The sequence below is a fragment of the Xenococcus sp. PCC 7305 genome (genome assembly GCF_000332055.1).
In the GTDB taxonomy this organism is placed as follows: domain Bacteria; phylum Cyanobacteriota; class Cyanobacteriia; order Cyanobacteriales; family Xenococcaceae; genus Xenococcus.
This window is the reverse complement of record NZ_ALVZ01000216.1, coordinates 47,131-60,466: the sequence shown is the minus strand read 5'-3', so window position 1 is coordinate 60,466 and position 13,336 is coordinate 47,131. Positions and strand designations below refer to the sequence as shown.

Sequence of the window (13,336 nt, the reverse complement as noted above, 5' to 3'; positions counted from 1 at the left end):
TGGAGGAATTCAACCTAAAGGGATAAGTTAGAAGTAGTTTTACCCTTCTGCCCTCTCTCTTGGTGAGCGTTCCCTTGCGCCTGACGGCGGCGCGGGGTCTCACCGCTGCCCTCTGCCCTCTGCCTTCAAGGGCGAAGCCCCGTTAAAGTTTTAGCATGTTGTTATTGTGATCCTTACTAGGGAATATTGAATAGTTTTGTTCCTCTTGCCTCAATTTAAGGAATAATTTCTACTGGTGCGCCATTAACGAGGCGGTTCTTGCCTTCTGTTACTAGCTTTTCTCCTGGTTTAACGCCTTCAATAATTTCTCGCTTAGCTAATCCTTCAATTCCCTGTTTAATTGCTCTTTGCTCGACAATACCCTCTTGTTCATTGACAACAAAAACATAGGGTTGGCGATCGCGGAAAACAAAGGAGTTAAAAGGTGCAACAGTCGCCTTATTTTTTTCTGCTGTTGCTATCCAGACAGAAACTTGTTCTCCATCCTGAAGATTAGCAGCGCCTTCTCTAATTCGCACCGTTACTCTAATTGAGCGTTCTCCAGGAGAGACAGAAGGACTAACAGAAAATACAGTTCCTTTAGCACTAGCCAATTCAATTAAATCTTGACCAGTTATGCGTCCTGAATTGGCTAAAGAGCGATCGTTATCTAGAACAATCAACGCTCTTTGTCCTGGTTTAATTTTGCCACCACTAAAAGCAGGTAAATCAACATTAACTTCAAAGCGATTGGGATCGATCACAATAATTGGCAATCTTTCGATAATTCCCTGGTAGTCTCCCGTTACATTCACAATTTGTGGGCTCCAATATTCCCCCTCGTTGATATTAAGACGTGAAACAATCCCATCGAAAGGTGCAATCAATTCGGTATCTTCGCTATCAAAATTGCTTTGATTCAATTTGGCATTAGCCGAATTCACTCCTGCTTCTGCGGTTTCTACTTCGGTTTGAGCTGCTACTACTTGGGCTTGAGCATAACGGACTCCGGCCTCACTTGCTTTGACTATAGCTTGAGCATTTTTATATTCTGTTTCTTTGACATCTACCTGTCTTTGTTCGATCGCACCTGCGAGAGCTAATGCTCGATATCTTGTTAAATCTGCCTGGGCAAAATCAAGATCGGTTTGGGCTTTTTGTAAATCGGTTTGGGCTTGGGTTAAAGATTCTTCTGCTTTCCTGAAATCTGCGATCGCACTACGCACCTGGTTTTGAGCTTCTGTTTTTCCTGCTGTTGCAACAACAATCTCGGCATCATATTTACGACGATCTACCCGAGCCAGCAATTCCCCTTTATTAATTCTGTCGCCTTCTCTTAATTCTCTACCATTAACTTTTTTGATGTAATCAATTGTCCCTTCCGCCTGAAAAGTTAGATGTTTTTTGGTTATGGCGCTAACTGTGCCATCTCCATAAGCCCAGGCTTGTATTGGTTCTAGATTTACGGGGACAGTTTTTACAGTTAATCTTGCCTGTTCAATATTTTCGGGAACTTCTTCGGTTGTTTGTTGCGAACCCCAAAGCGATCGCACAATCACTGTGCCACCGACCAATAACGCGATCGCGCCCAAAATTAATGGGAACTTGGATTTTTTGGTATTACTATTAGCAACTATTGCCGTATCTTGACTATTCGAAGATTCAGATACTTCTGTAATATTTTCTTGTGGCTCGATAGTCATAGAGTTAACACTTTTGCTACTGAGATAGATTAATCATAATTTAGCGACAGGTTCAATAGTGAAATTTACACTGAACGATAAAAATGATTTCATCTTGAACAGAATAAACTAAACGATGTTCTTGAGTAATTCTGCGCGACCAATATCCTTGCCAATTGTATTTCAATGGTTCAGGATTACCAATTCCTTCGAATGGTGATTGCTTAATATCTTCCAGCAAACGATTGATTCTTTTGTATATTCGCTGATTATCTTTTTTCCATTGTTGATAATCGTTAAAAGCAGAAGCCGAAAACTTAATTTTCAAATTTCTACCTCTATTCCGCCTCCAGCTTCTAATTCTGAGATCGCTTCATTAATAACTCTAATGTTTTCTTGGCTAGACATTAGATGGAGAGTTGCTTCGTTTTCCATATAGTCATCGTAACTAATGACTACAGAGCGGCGGTTATTAGATCTTGTGACAATCATGGGGACGCGATCGTTTTCTACCTTATCAAGATAATTAGCTAAATTTCTTCTAAATTCTGTATAGTTAACTGATTCCATAATAAAAAAGTACATTTTACTGTACAGATATTATACTCGTTAATACAATTTCTTAGAACAAGACGTAACAAATAATAGATTATATTAAAATTTTAAACTAATGAATAATTATTATCTCATTTATGAAACTGTTCGTAAAATTCCTGTAGGAAAAGTTGCTACCTATGGGCAAATAGCTGATTTAGCAGGACTTTATGGTAAAGCCCGTTTAGTAGGATATGCCCTGTTTCGCGTTGACACAAATTTAGAAGATATTCCCTGGCATCGCGTAATTAATGCTAAAGGAGAAATTTCCTATTCTAATACACGTTTAGGTGGGGATTATCTACAAAAACATCTTTTGGAGCAGGAAGGAATTGAATTTAATAAACAAGGAAAAATTAATCTCAGTCAGTATCAATGGCGATTTTAAATTAGTATAGACAACTAGATCTCCACTTTATTAGTTGTAAATGGGCCAGCTACAAGAATCAGCAGAAGTAACTCAAGAACATCATGCACTAGATCCGATTAAAGCTTCATCTTTGGAAAATTTCTTCTTTCTGCAAACAGTATTTGCAATTTTGTTATCCTTGCTGCTGATTGTTGGCGGATTAATGGGTGCTTCGACAATGGTCAAAGAAGGAGACCCCGATATTAATGTGGCGATCGCGACAATCCAAACTGATTGGGGTGGTGCGGATCCTGAAACCATTGAAAATCAGATCACAGATAAGATTGAAAAAGAACTAAAATCTCTCAAGGGATTAAAAGATCTCGATAGTGCTTCTTTTGATGGTTCATCTTTAATTCAGGTGGAGTTTGTTGCTGAAGCAGCGATCGCCGAATCCATTGCTTTAGTCAGAGCAGAAGTAGACGAAGCGAAACCAGAGATTGCTGAGGATGCAGAAGAACCCAAAGTAGAACAAATTTCTACCCAGGATACTCCCATATTGACAGTGGGATTGTATGGAGATATCGACTTAGCAGTTTTGAGTCGAGCAGCTGAGGAGATTGAGGATCTGCTAGAGACTGTTCCCAATGTGCGCAAAGTAGATTTAAGCGGAAATCGGGAAGAAGTGATTCATGTGCAAATGATTCCTTCTCGAATGATGACTATGGGGATCTCTTCAACTCAAGTAGCAGAAGCCATTGGCCAGGGAAACCGAGATTTACCTTGGGATCAGATTGAAAGTGACGAAATTGGCACCCAGCTCAGATATTATGGCAGATTTCGTAGCTTAGAAGATTTACGAAACTTACCCGTCGCTCGCTTAGGAGAAGAGGCAGGAGGACGAGTTGTCACCTTACAGGAAGTAGCTGAAGTTAGAAGAGATTTGGAAAGAGAGAAGAATCGAGCTTTTTTAAGTTTTGATGGTGGCGAGTTTCAAAGCTTTATTAATATCGATGTCGTCAAAGTGGCTGGATCAGACACGATTAAGGTAATTGAAGATTCTTTAGCCGAATTAGAAAAAGCCCAAAAAAATCCCAGTATTTGGCCCTATGGCATGGAATATCGTGTCATTAGTACCGATGCTGATCAGATCAATAAAGATTTACTTAATGTATTTAATAATGCTTGGCAAGGAGTTGTCGGGGTTTTTCTGATCCTCTTGTTCGCTCTGACTTGGAGAGAAGCTATTATTGCAGGCTTGTCGATTCCTCTAACTTTTTTAGGTACTTTAGCAGTCTTGTTTTTATTGGGTTTCACCCTGAATAAAATGGTACAAATCGGGATGATTTTGGCCTTAGGATTACTGGTAGATGTCTTTATCCTGATGATGGAAGGCATGCATGATGGAATCTTTGTTGAAGGTTTAAGTTTTAATCAAGCTGCTCTAAAAACAGTTAAAACCTATGCCGTTCCCGCCTTTTCCGGTCAGCTAACTACTATTCTTGCTTTAGCTCCCTTGATGGCGATTAGTGGCACGATGGGTAAATTTGTGCGTCTCATTCCCATTAGTGCGATTATTTGTTTGGTGCTTAGTTATATCATTGCTTTGTTAGTGGATATTCCTCTTTCTCGTTATTTGTTGGGCAATATTAAAGTCGAAGGGCAGAAAAGTCGCATAGATAGATTTACTGAATCTGCTTCTACAAAATTTCGCAATTGGAGTTTGTCCACTACCATTCGTAATAAATTTACAGCTCAAATATTTGCTTGCGGTGCGATCGCATTATTTGTGGTTTCCACCATTTTAGTGGGCACCGTCCCTTCAAGTCTTTTTGCTGAGGGAGATGGCAGAAAACTCAGTGTCAATATAGAGTTACCGCCAACCACAACTCTCAATAGTTCGCAAAAAGTAGCGGATGAAATAGGTGAATTATTGCAAGGTCAGGATTATTTAGAAAGTGTCATTAAATTAGTAGGGCAAAGAAGTGGTTTAGTCCAAGAAAGTGGTCTTAAACCCAATAATGGTAATTATTTAGTCGGATTTTCCGCGATTTTTACGCCTCAAGAGGATAGAGAAAAATTATCTTTTGAATATATCGATGATTTGCGATCGCAGCTAAACCAGGCTTTACGTCAATATCCAGGAGCTTCTTTAGTTGTTAATGCCCAATCGACGGGGGAAGGTGGTGATCCTATTGAAATTGAATTGAAAGGTTCTGATATGGATGAGTTGCGTCGGATCTCTGGAGAAGTTCAACTTGCTCTCAGAAAAATTCCTGGTGCGATCGATGTGCGAGATGATCTAGGTGCCTTGCGAGCTGATATTAAACTCCGTCCTCGCCGTGAAGCGCTTAGCTTTTACGGTTTGTCCGATGATGATTTAGCAACTCAGGGACGTTATCTGATGACCGATAATGATATTGGTGATTTTCCCATTGGTGGTGGACAAGAAGATTTAGAAATTCGTCTTAGTACCATGTGGGCTTCCCGAAATGGGGGGATTGGTGGCCCAACACGTCGTGATGAATTATTGAGCTTGCCTATTTTTAATGATCAAGGATTATTTATTACTGCCAGTCAGTTATTAGAAGCTGAGTTTGGTAATGCACCACTGTCGATTACTCACAAAGATGCCCAAAGAACTGTTACTGTTTTAGCGAAAAATAAGGATCGTACTGTGGGAGAAATTATTGCAGATCTCGAACCAAAATTAGTTGCAATGAAGGGTAATTGGGGTCAAGGTTATGATTATAAATTTGCTGGAGAATTAGAAACCCAAGGAGAAACTTTTGCTTCAGCAGGACAAATGGCAATCATTTCTTTATTTTTAGTCTTTGCTGTATTAGTTATTCAGTTTAGTTCTTTTACCCAACCTTTTATTATTATGTTGGCAATTCCTTTCGCTTTTATTGGGACATTTCTGGGCTTCTTTTTCTTACAAATTCCAATTTCTTTTCCTGCGGTAATCGGGATTATTGCTTTAACAGGAATTGTAGTTAATGATGCGATCGTTATGATTGAAACTATGAATTCTTATCGAGCAAAGGGAATGAAAATCCGAGATGCTGCGGCAAAAGGAGTTGCTGACAGATTACGTCCGATTTTAACTACTAGTATTACGACAATTGTCGGTGTGATTCCTTTAGCATTAAGTGATCCGACTTGGTTTCCCCTAGCTAGTGCGATCGGTTTTGGTTTAGTTGCTTCGACTTTGATTGCTTTGTTAGTAATTCCTTGTTTGTATTTATTATTAACTCCTAATAGGCTAGTATCTAATACTTGATAAACGTAAGTTCGACATAGAGATAAGATAAGAAGAAAATATGAATTCACATGGATATTGAAAAAAATGTTATCGAAAAATTACGTCAACTCCCGCTGGAAAAACAGCGGGAACTATTAGATTTTGCTGAGTTTCTATCCCAACAAAATGTGAATAAACCCAACTCACAAAGTATTAAAGATTTAAGTAATGAGTTAAAAGTAGATACCACTAAAGCAGACATAGATCAAATAAGATTAGATTTTATGGATTCTTTAGCTAATAAGTATCAAGCTTCTAACTCCGGGACTACTAAAAGTCCTCGTATTATGGGTTTGTTTTCAGGTAAGGGTTGGATTAGTGAAGATTTTAATGATCCTTTACCAGATGATTTTTGGGACAGTTAAGTTGTGAATTTATTACTTGATACTCATGTTTTTATTTGGTGGACAATTAGTCCTAATCGTTTATCTAAAAAGGCTAGTGACTTGATTGTTGATCCTAACAATAACTTGTTTCTGAGTTTGGCTAGTGTCTGGGAAATGCAGATTAAAACTCAGTTGGGTAAGCTTCATTTTGATTTGTCACTTGCAGAGTTGATTAAGAAACAACAGGAAGTTAATAATCTTTATCTTTTGCCAATTGAGATAACTCATATTTATAATTTGTCCAATTTACCGAACCATCATAGAGATCCTTTTGATAGACTCTTGATGGCGCAAGGATTAGTAGAGAAAATAAGTGTGATAAGCGTAGACAAGGTTTTTGATAAATATTCTATTGATCGCATTTGGTGATATGGACTTGATCAATTGACAGATTTGCGATCACGCAGTGCCAGGCTTCGCCTGATCACTCTATTCATTCTCTGGTGCAAGCGATCGCGGCATTATCAGGCTTTAGGCGATCGCATTTAGTCAAAACTAAACAGATTAAAATAATTTGTTTCACAGTTAGATGTTAGCAAAATAAACTTGAAACTATGGAGAAAATTAGACAATGAAACTAGACCGCATTAATAGTCATCCTAGAAGAATGAACGGACAACCTTGCATTCGTGACTTCCGCCTAACGGTTCGCAGAGTAATTGATTTAATAGCAACATATCCCAATCGAGAAGAATTGGATCAAGAGTTTCCCGAGCTTGAAGAAGAAGACATTCAGCAAGCATTAATTTTTGCTGCGTCTTATTTAGATGATCGTATTATTGAACTTTCTAATAGTTATGAAATTGTTGCTTGATCAAGGACTACCCCGTTCAGCATCAAATTTATTATTAGGATTATAATTGGTGCTTGCTAATTGAGATATTACCCAGCATCCTGCGGAGGAAGTAGATTAATGCTCAATTCCAACTTCAACTGCTTCTTGAAAACGAATTTCATCTCGGTGAGGATCAGAAACTAACACTTTAAAGCCTAAGCGATCGCCAAGATTCACATGATTGTCAAAGCGATGGGTTAATTCTAGACCTAAATCCTCAATTAAAATAGCGCCTAGACCCTCATCTTCTCTGAGCCAACGCAACACCAATACTTGCCAAATCTGATCGGAATTACGACGTAAATATTCTAGCCCCCAATAACGATTGGTTTGTCGTTCTACTAAAGTTGCTTCATAGGAAGAACTGCCGACACTGTAGATAATTTCTTGCAACTCGTCTTTCGCAAAAGGTAAATCAACGCCTTTTAAATGAGCCTTGAGCTGGAAATGAGTTAAGAGATCAGTATAGCGACGAATCGGCGAAGTAACTTGGACATAAGTATCTAAACCCAAGCTAGCATGACGTAAGGGGTTAATACTCATCTCACTGCGAGGCATACAACGACGCAAGGCACAATAGCGCACTGGCCCTGCGGGGAGCAACATTAATTCTTCTTCTGGGGGTAATTCTGGTTGAGGTTGACCACGGAATGGCAATGGCAAACCATGTTCTTTGCCGTATCTTCCTGTGATTTCTCCGGCTAAAATCATCATCTCAGCGACTAAATGACGAGAGGCGGATTCTTCTAATAGATCAATGGTAATTTCTTCGTTTTCTTTGACTTTAATCGAAGCTTCGGGCATTTTGATTTGGATCGAGCCTTGGGACTTGCGCCATGCTTGTCTTGCTTTGGCTGCGGCTGCCAATTCTGCTAATTCCGCCTCATTAGTTAAACCCAATTGCAACATTTCATCTACATCTTCGTAGGTCAAACGATAGGTTGGTTTAATCTTAGTCGGATGAATTGTATATTCTGCGATCGCACCAGTTTCATCAAGAGTCACACCAAAGCTGAGGGCACAACAATCCTGACCTTGCACAAGACTCATGGGGCCAGTTGCCAATTCCGAAGGAAACATCGGCACCATGCCAGTAGGAAGATATAAACTAGTACTACGACGACGGGCTTCTAAATCCAGCTCATCCCCAGGAGTCAATAATCTAGTGGGATCGGCGATATGAATCCATAATCGGGGAGTTTTGGCTTCTCCTATATATTCAACACTTAAACCATCATCAATTTCGGTCGTGCTCTCATCATCAATCGTATATACCTTGAGATGAGTTAGATCTAGGCGATCGCTGTCTGGAGAGTCGGAGGGAGCTTGAAGCCGAGATTGAGCCACATTGGATACCTTGGAAGAAAAGTTAACAGAATGAGAACTGCGAAGTAAAAATAAGTTTTCATGTTCGCTCCACCATCCTATCTGCACTAAAAGGCGAAAAACCGACTGATAGTCACTATTTTTGCCCAGGGATTTTAAAATGTCTTGGGCATTGTGATGGTTCTGTTCTGGTTGCAATACTATCTTAGAGATTGCTTCGAGGCGAGTGCGATCGCTATCTGACCAGTTGATGGTTTCTCCGTTTAATGCCTCTTGTAGATGGGCGACAAATTCCTCTTTTTGGCGAGCTTTGTCTGCCTGCACTTGCAGTTGATGGCGGATATCTTCTACTTGAGAACTAGAGCGAGGCTCGTAGTTGTCAGCTTTCTTTTTAAAATAAATTTTGTCTTCACTTAAAAGACTATGGGCTGCATAGCAAGGCGCAGGTTCTTGTTCTGAGAATAGCAGTTCTGCAAGCTCTTGCGGATTTACGGATTTTCCTTCTTCTACGAGAATTTCCCAAGCCACTTCTAAACTTTCCGGGTCAAAATAGCCTTGACAGGTCTCGACAAAGCTGGGGATATCGGAAGACTGATAGGGACCACCACCAACAGTATATTCGACCCTTTGGGGCCGTATCTTATGAGATTGTCCCTGACTATCTACTACGATCCAGTCTTTCTTTCCTTCTGGGCGCTCTGCAACGGCAAGACGACGCTCTCCCTGTAGTCTGAATTCAATCAGCGTTCCTTTTTCCACCAGCTTTTTGCTTTAACATCGAGCTATAACTTTTCCTTAGTCTACCTAATGGTTCTTTAACCTACCCAAAAATAAGACAAAAAATACATACTTTAGGCTTAGTTGCAGAATTAACCTTCTGCATTAATGAAAGGTAACAGAGCTACTACTCGGGCTCTTTTGACGGCTTCAGTCAAATCTCTCTGCTGCTGCGCGGTTAAACCAGTAATTCGACGGGGCAAAAGCTTACCTCGTTCGGTGATAAATTTACGAAGTAACTCGACATCTTTGTAATCGATAGGGTCACTGGGTTTAATAGGGGAAAGACGTTTGCGATAATAGGCCATAGTGAATAAATTAAGAGTTGTTTTTCTGGATAAGGTTTTTTGTAGAAGTTGGGTAATAACTATTCAAAGATAATGTTATTACTTGATTTCTTTATGAACAGTGTGGGAATTACAATGAGTGCAGAATTTTTTTAGTTCCATTCTGCCTGTCGTGTTGCGACGGTTTTTCATTGTGGTATAACGAGATACTCCTGGCGATCGCTTATTATTATTACTGCGACATTCGGTGCACTCTAAGGTGATGATTATGCGGACGCCCTTTTTACTGGCCATGATTTTTCTGTGAGAACTATTTTATTTATTAATTGTGAGTGAACACGCAAATTCCTATTTTTGCATATTTCGCCGTAGAGTAACAAGTAATTTTTTTAATCTAATATCTAGGGAGTAGCCGCGAGGGGTTTGAATAATTATGGTTTCTGCTAGGCGATCATGAAAGGCTCGATCTAAATCCTCATCGAAAACCGCAGGAATACAGTCCACCAAGATGGGAGTTGCCAGCAAAAGCATAGCAATACCGTTATTGAAATTGATGGTCAAACCATAACTGGCCAGCATAGCGAAGAAGCCAGCCATGCCTTCTCTTTTAGCCAAGGTTATCAAGTCAGGAACCCGATTAAAACGATATTGGATAACTTTCATATCTAGGGCATAGCGACCCAAACTTTGTCCTTGGTTATTAGCTACGAACAAAACTCGCATGACAAGCCAACAAACAATAAAGACAAACCATCCAGCTTTACCAAAAAATATACTAATAAACCAAATAGTTACAAAATCGATAGCAAAGGCGCCAATTCTTCTTTCTATTGGCACTTTTGGGAAACGCCGATTAATTTTTTCTTCTTGGTAATCTTCATACATGATTATTTAGCTGCTAGTCACTGGTTAATATTATGCTTTTTCTTCACTAGCATAGACTGTAATCAAAATTATAGTGGTCTTGAGTTCAACTTCGCGTTGCTCAGACTATTTCAGCGGAACGAAAGATTATTCGGTAACTTTAGGATTTATAATTATAAGCCTATGATTCTTTAAAAGTTCAGACATTAATAATGCTTTCACGCATTGAAGTTCAAAACTATCGCTCACTTTTAGATGTAAAAGTCAATCTTTCTCCTTTTACCTTGGTGATTGGGGCTAATGGTTCAGGCAAGTCGAATTTTCTGCAATTATTTTACATCCTGACAAATTTCAAGATTGATGAGCATGATTTAGGCAAGCCTTCATTATTACGCAAAAAATGGCTTAATTTTGGTATAACAGAGCAAAAACATTTCAATAATAAGAATAAACCGCAATTTATTCGTATATGTACTATTGCTGGTGATGACATTAGTGTAAAAGACAATGATGTCGACAAGCTTAAGGATATTTATTCTATGCCTGATGCTAAAGTTCATGGTCTTGAAGATTTAATTAAAGCCATTAAGAGGGTTGCGTCAATTTTTAATGAGTCTAATATCTTTTTTGAGCGTTGTGCAGAAAGAATTAGTGGAAAAAGTTTTTATCGAGTTGAGCCAAGACGCATTCGCAAAAATGGAGGGATTGGCGAAGTCAGAAAGAAATTGCCAACCTTCTTAAATGACATCAGAAAATCAGCAGGAATGGATGCGTATTTTATTATCGCCTTGGATAACGATCGCGCTCCCGAGCATCTTGTCAGTGACGATCAAACTCTTACTCATAATAAAATCCCAGGATTATCAAAGCAGGAACAGACTAAACAATGCCGATTTTGTGAAATAGAGGGAAGGATCAAAGAACTTTGGGGAAATGATTCTAATAATTGGTTTGCTAAAGGCGCGATCGCAGTTCCAGTGCAAATGCTAGAATCCTGGATTTTAATCGCTCTAGATCCCGCTTCTGCCGAAAAATTACCAATTTTTGCCGAGAAAACTCAATCATTGGCCAAAAAGTTTCATAATGGCGCACCATTAGATCAACTCAAAGATCTCTGTGATCAAATTCGCTACGAAAAAGGAGGATTAGAAAAAGGTAGTTTTTTCTTGGATGTTGCCGATAAAATGAACATTGAAGAAGTCACAGAAGTCTCATCTAGTTTTGCTCAATTTAAAAACCAAATTATTTCTTGGTAGTTATTTTATTTTCTTAGTTGGGTTCAACTGTTGATTGATGTTTATTTTGAGAGACTTTCATCTGATAACTGTTTCAATGCAACCCTGGCCGCATCCCTAACTTGAGGATGGGCATCTTTGGCCAGAAAATTCAGCGCGGAAATACTTTTTTCTGAATTTAAATTTCCCAAGGCTTCAGCCAATCTTTGCCTAGTTAACCAGTCTTCTGAATCGGCAAAATCTAAAATTTGATCGATCGCCTCAATAGCTTTGATTTCCCCCAAGCCCGCGATCGCAGCCTGATGCAAGATAGGGTCATTTCTCCCTAAAGCTTCCAATAACAATTCTTTTGCCCGATCATCTTGTAAATTGCCTAAAGAAACCACTGCACTGAAACGAACTAACCAACTCTCATCTTCATAAAATGCTCTAACAAGGGCTTCAAAGGCTCGATTATCTCCCAAGTAGCCTAATGCCCCAGCTGCGTCGGCTCTGATGCCATAATCTTCATCGGTTTGTAAGAGTTCTACCAACAGGGGATAGGATTCTGTTGTCGATTTAACGCCCAGAGCATGAATTGCCATCGAGCGGACGGGCAGGATTTCGTCGTATAAAACTTTTTTGATTAGAGGAAGAGCTGCCTCAGCAGAGACCTCTCTCAAAGAGACCAAGGCTAACAGGCGATCGCGTGAATTAGCACTCTCTAATTGAGTGGCTATCTCATCTAGATTCAACATAGACAATTTAGATATTTGTCTGAAATATTACTACAATATTTCCAATTAAGATACTAAACCTGAAGTCGTCGGCATCTTTTGCAGTTGTTTCAGCGCCCATTCTGCAGTCTCTTGAACCTTTTCATCAGGAGCATTAACAGTTTGAGATAGTCTTTCAGTTACTTGAATCATCAACTCATATACCCTGTTTAAATCCTTAATTTTATGTTGCTTCACTTGGGAGTCCTCATCACCAAGAGAGAGCAGCAAGACCTGATTCATAGTTTTAAGAGTATTGTTGGAGATAGCTGTCATTGCCTCTAGAATCAGATGTCTTTCTTGAGAATCTGCATCCCCCATCAACTCGACCAAAGGTATCATCGCTTTGGCATCGCCTTCTTGAGCCAATTGCGAAATCGCTTTCTGGCGAAGTTGTCGGTTTCGTAACTGCAATTCAAGACTTAATTCGGGAACAATATCTAATTGTGCCTCATTGATATTCGGAGGAACTAACAATGTATCTTGATGTTCTTCTTGCTCAGATGAGTGAGCATCATTTTGAGTCTCACTGCCGTGAGAGCGTTCGCCCATCTGCAAAAGGGTATGATCCGCGTTCTCTAAAACATCTTCTTTTTCTTCTAGTTCTTTTTGTGTTTCTGGAGTACTGACTTCTCCACTATTCAGTTGTTCTTCATCAAGGTTAATTTCTACTTTTTTGAATAGAAAAAATAGTAAAATTAGAGTAAAAATGCTGGTTACAGCGATCGCACTTAACAGAAAACCAGGATGAATCTTGCCAGTTCCTTCCTCAATTAATGATTCTAGACCTTCATTCTCTGGTGGATTAGTTGCAGCGGTATCAGAATTTTCTGAAGTAACCTGAGCGACGAGTTGAAATTCACCATAGTTTTGCGGTTTTTTTAATTCACCAGATGAATTTCCCGCCGAAGGGTTAACTATAGCCAGGCCAATGGCAAAAACAAGAGAAAAATAATAATTCAT

15 protein-coding genes are annotated in these 13,336 nt (G+C 39.4%); 6 read left to right on the top strand and 9 right to left on the bottom strand.

Annotation, left to right across the window (positions count from 1 at the left end):
- Positions 1 to 215 precede the first annotated feature (215 nt).
- The 3 genes from XEN7305_RS19100 to XEN7305_RS19090 are packed head-to-tail and all read right to left on the bottom strand — an operon-like array spanning position 216 to position 2,231.
- Positions 216 to 1,682 (bottom strand): efflux RND transporter periplasmic adaptor subunit, encoded by a 1,467-nt coding sequence (locus tag XEN7305_RS19100; RefSeq protein WP_006511141.1) that lies wholly within the window; start codon positions 1,680 to 1,682, stop codon positions 216 to 218.
- Between the two features lie 52 nt (positions 1,683 to 1,734).
- Positions 1,735 to 1,989, bottom strand: coding sequence for a Txe/YoeB family addiction module toxin (locus XEN7305_RS19095; RefSeq protein ID WP_006511140.1), 255 nt, complete (start codon positions 1,987 to 1,989; stop codon positions 1,735 to 1,737).
- Positions 1,986 to 2,231, bottom strand: a complete 246-nt coding sequence (locus XEN7305_RS19090) for a type II toxin-antitoxin system Phd/YefM family antitoxin (RefSeq protein ID WP_040898654.1) — start codon at positions 2,229 to 2,231, stop codon at positions 1,986 to 1,988. Before XEN7305_RS19090 ends, XEN7305_RS19095 begins: the two co-directional genes overlap by 4 nt.
- Positions 2,232 to 2,331: 100 nt before the next feature.
- Here XEN7305_RS19090 and XEN7305_RS19085 point away from each other — a divergent pair, with 100 nt between their 5' ends.
- From XEN7305_RS19085 to XEN7305_RS19065, 5 genes are all read left to right on the top strand, one after another.
- Positions 2,332 to 2,643: an MGMT family protein gene (locus XEN7305_RS19085; protein WP_006511138.1), complete on the top strand. Its 312-nt coding sequence runs from the start codon at positions 2,332 to 2,334 to the stop codon at positions 2,641 to 2,643.
- 40 nt (positions 2,644 to 2,683) lie between these two features.
- Positions 2,684 to 5,887: an efflux RND transporter permease subunit gene (locus tag XEN7305_RS19080; protein ID WP_006511137.1), complete on the top strand. Its 3,204-nt coding sequence runs from the start codon at positions 2,684 to 2,686 to the stop codon at positions 5,885 to 5,887.
- A gap of 50 nt (positions 5,888 to 5,937) precedes the next feature.
- Entirely contained in the window at positions 5,938 to 6,273 is a 336-nt protein-coding gene (locus tag XEN7305_RS27840; RefSeq protein WP_006511136.1) for a DUF2281 domain-containing protein, read from the top strand.
- Positions 6,274 to 6,276: 3 nt separating this feature from the next.
- The gene (locus tag XEN7305_RS19070; RefSeq protein ID WP_006511135.1) at positions 6,277 to 6,663 is read left to right on the top strand and encodes a type II toxin-antitoxin system VapC family toxin; all 387 of its coding nucleotides are present in this window, start codon (positions 6,277 to 6,279) and stop codon (positions 6,661 to 6,663) included.
- A 202-nt stretch (positions 6,664 to 6,865) separates the two neighbouring features.
- Complete coding sequence (locus XEN7305_RS19065) at positions 6,866 to 7,108, top strand: DUF433 domain-containing protein (protein WP_006511134.1); 243 nt, start codon at positions 6,866 to 6,868, stop codon at positions 7,106 to 7,108.
- A 96-nt stretch (positions 7,109 to 7,204) separates the two neighbouring features.
- Here the strand turns inward: XEN7305_RS19065 and XEN7305_RS19060 are convergent, their stop codons facing one another.
- The 4 genes from XEN7305_RS19060 to XEN7305_RS19050 form a co-directional block, all read right to left on the bottom strand.
- Positions 7,205 to 9,214, bottom strand: coding sequence for a ribonuclease catalytic domain-containing protein (locus XEN7305_RS19060; RefSeq protein WP_006511133.1), 2,010 nt, complete (start codon positions 9,212 to 9,214; stop codon positions 7,205 to 7,207).
- A 110-nt stretch (positions 9,215 to 9,324) separates the two neighbouring features.
- The gene (rpsR, locus tag XEN7305_RS19055; RefSeq protein ID WP_006511132.1) at positions 9,325 to 9,540 is read right to left on the bottom strand and encodes a 30S ribosomal protein S18; all 216 of its coding nucleotides are present in this window, start codon (positions 9,538 to 9,540) and stop codon (positions 9,325 to 9,327) included.
- Between the two features lie 78 nt (positions 9,541 to 9,618).
- On the bottom strand, positions 9,619 to 9,813 hold the full coding sequence (gene rpmG / locus XEN7305_RS27835) for a 50S ribosomal protein L33 (RefSeq protein WP_006511131.1): 195 nt from the start codon (positions 9,811 to 9,813) through the stop codon (positions 9,619 to 9,621).
- 54 nt (positions 9,814 to 9,867) lie between these two features.
- Positions 9,868 to 10,404 (bottom strand): RDD family protein, encoded by a 537-nt coding sequence (locus tag XEN7305_RS19050; RefSeq protein WP_006511130.1) that lies wholly within the window; start codon positions 10,402 to 10,404, stop codon positions 9,868 to 9,870.
- A 191-nt stretch (positions 10,405 to 10,595) separates the two neighbouring features.
- Here XEN7305_RS19050 and XEN7305_RS19045 point away from each other — a divergent pair, with 191 nt between their 5' ends.
- Positions 10,596 to 11,639 carry an AAA family ATPase gene (locus tag XEN7305_RS19045; RefSeq protein ID WP_006511129.1) on the top strand — a complete coding sequence of 348 codons (1,044 nt, stop codon included), beginning with the start codon at positions 10,596 to 10,598 and terminating at the stop codon, positions 11,637 to 11,639.
- 41 nt (positions 11,640 to 11,680) lie between these two features.
- Here the strand turns inward: XEN7305_RS19045 and XEN7305_RS19040 are convergent, their stop codons facing one another.
- Positions 11,681 to 12,355 carry a HEAT repeat domain-containing protein gene (locus XEN7305_RS19040; RefSeq protein ID WP_006511128.1) on the bottom strand — a complete coding sequence of 225 codons (675 nt, stop codon included), beginning with the start codon at positions 12,353 to 12,355 and terminating at the stop codon, positions 11,681 to 11,683.
- 45 nt (positions 12,356 to 12,400) lie between these two features.
- A complete protein-coding gene (locus XEN7305_RS26915; protein ID WP_006511127.1) occupies positions 12,401 to 13,336 on the bottom strand; it encodes a HEAT repeat domain-containing protein in 936 nt (311 codons plus the stop codon).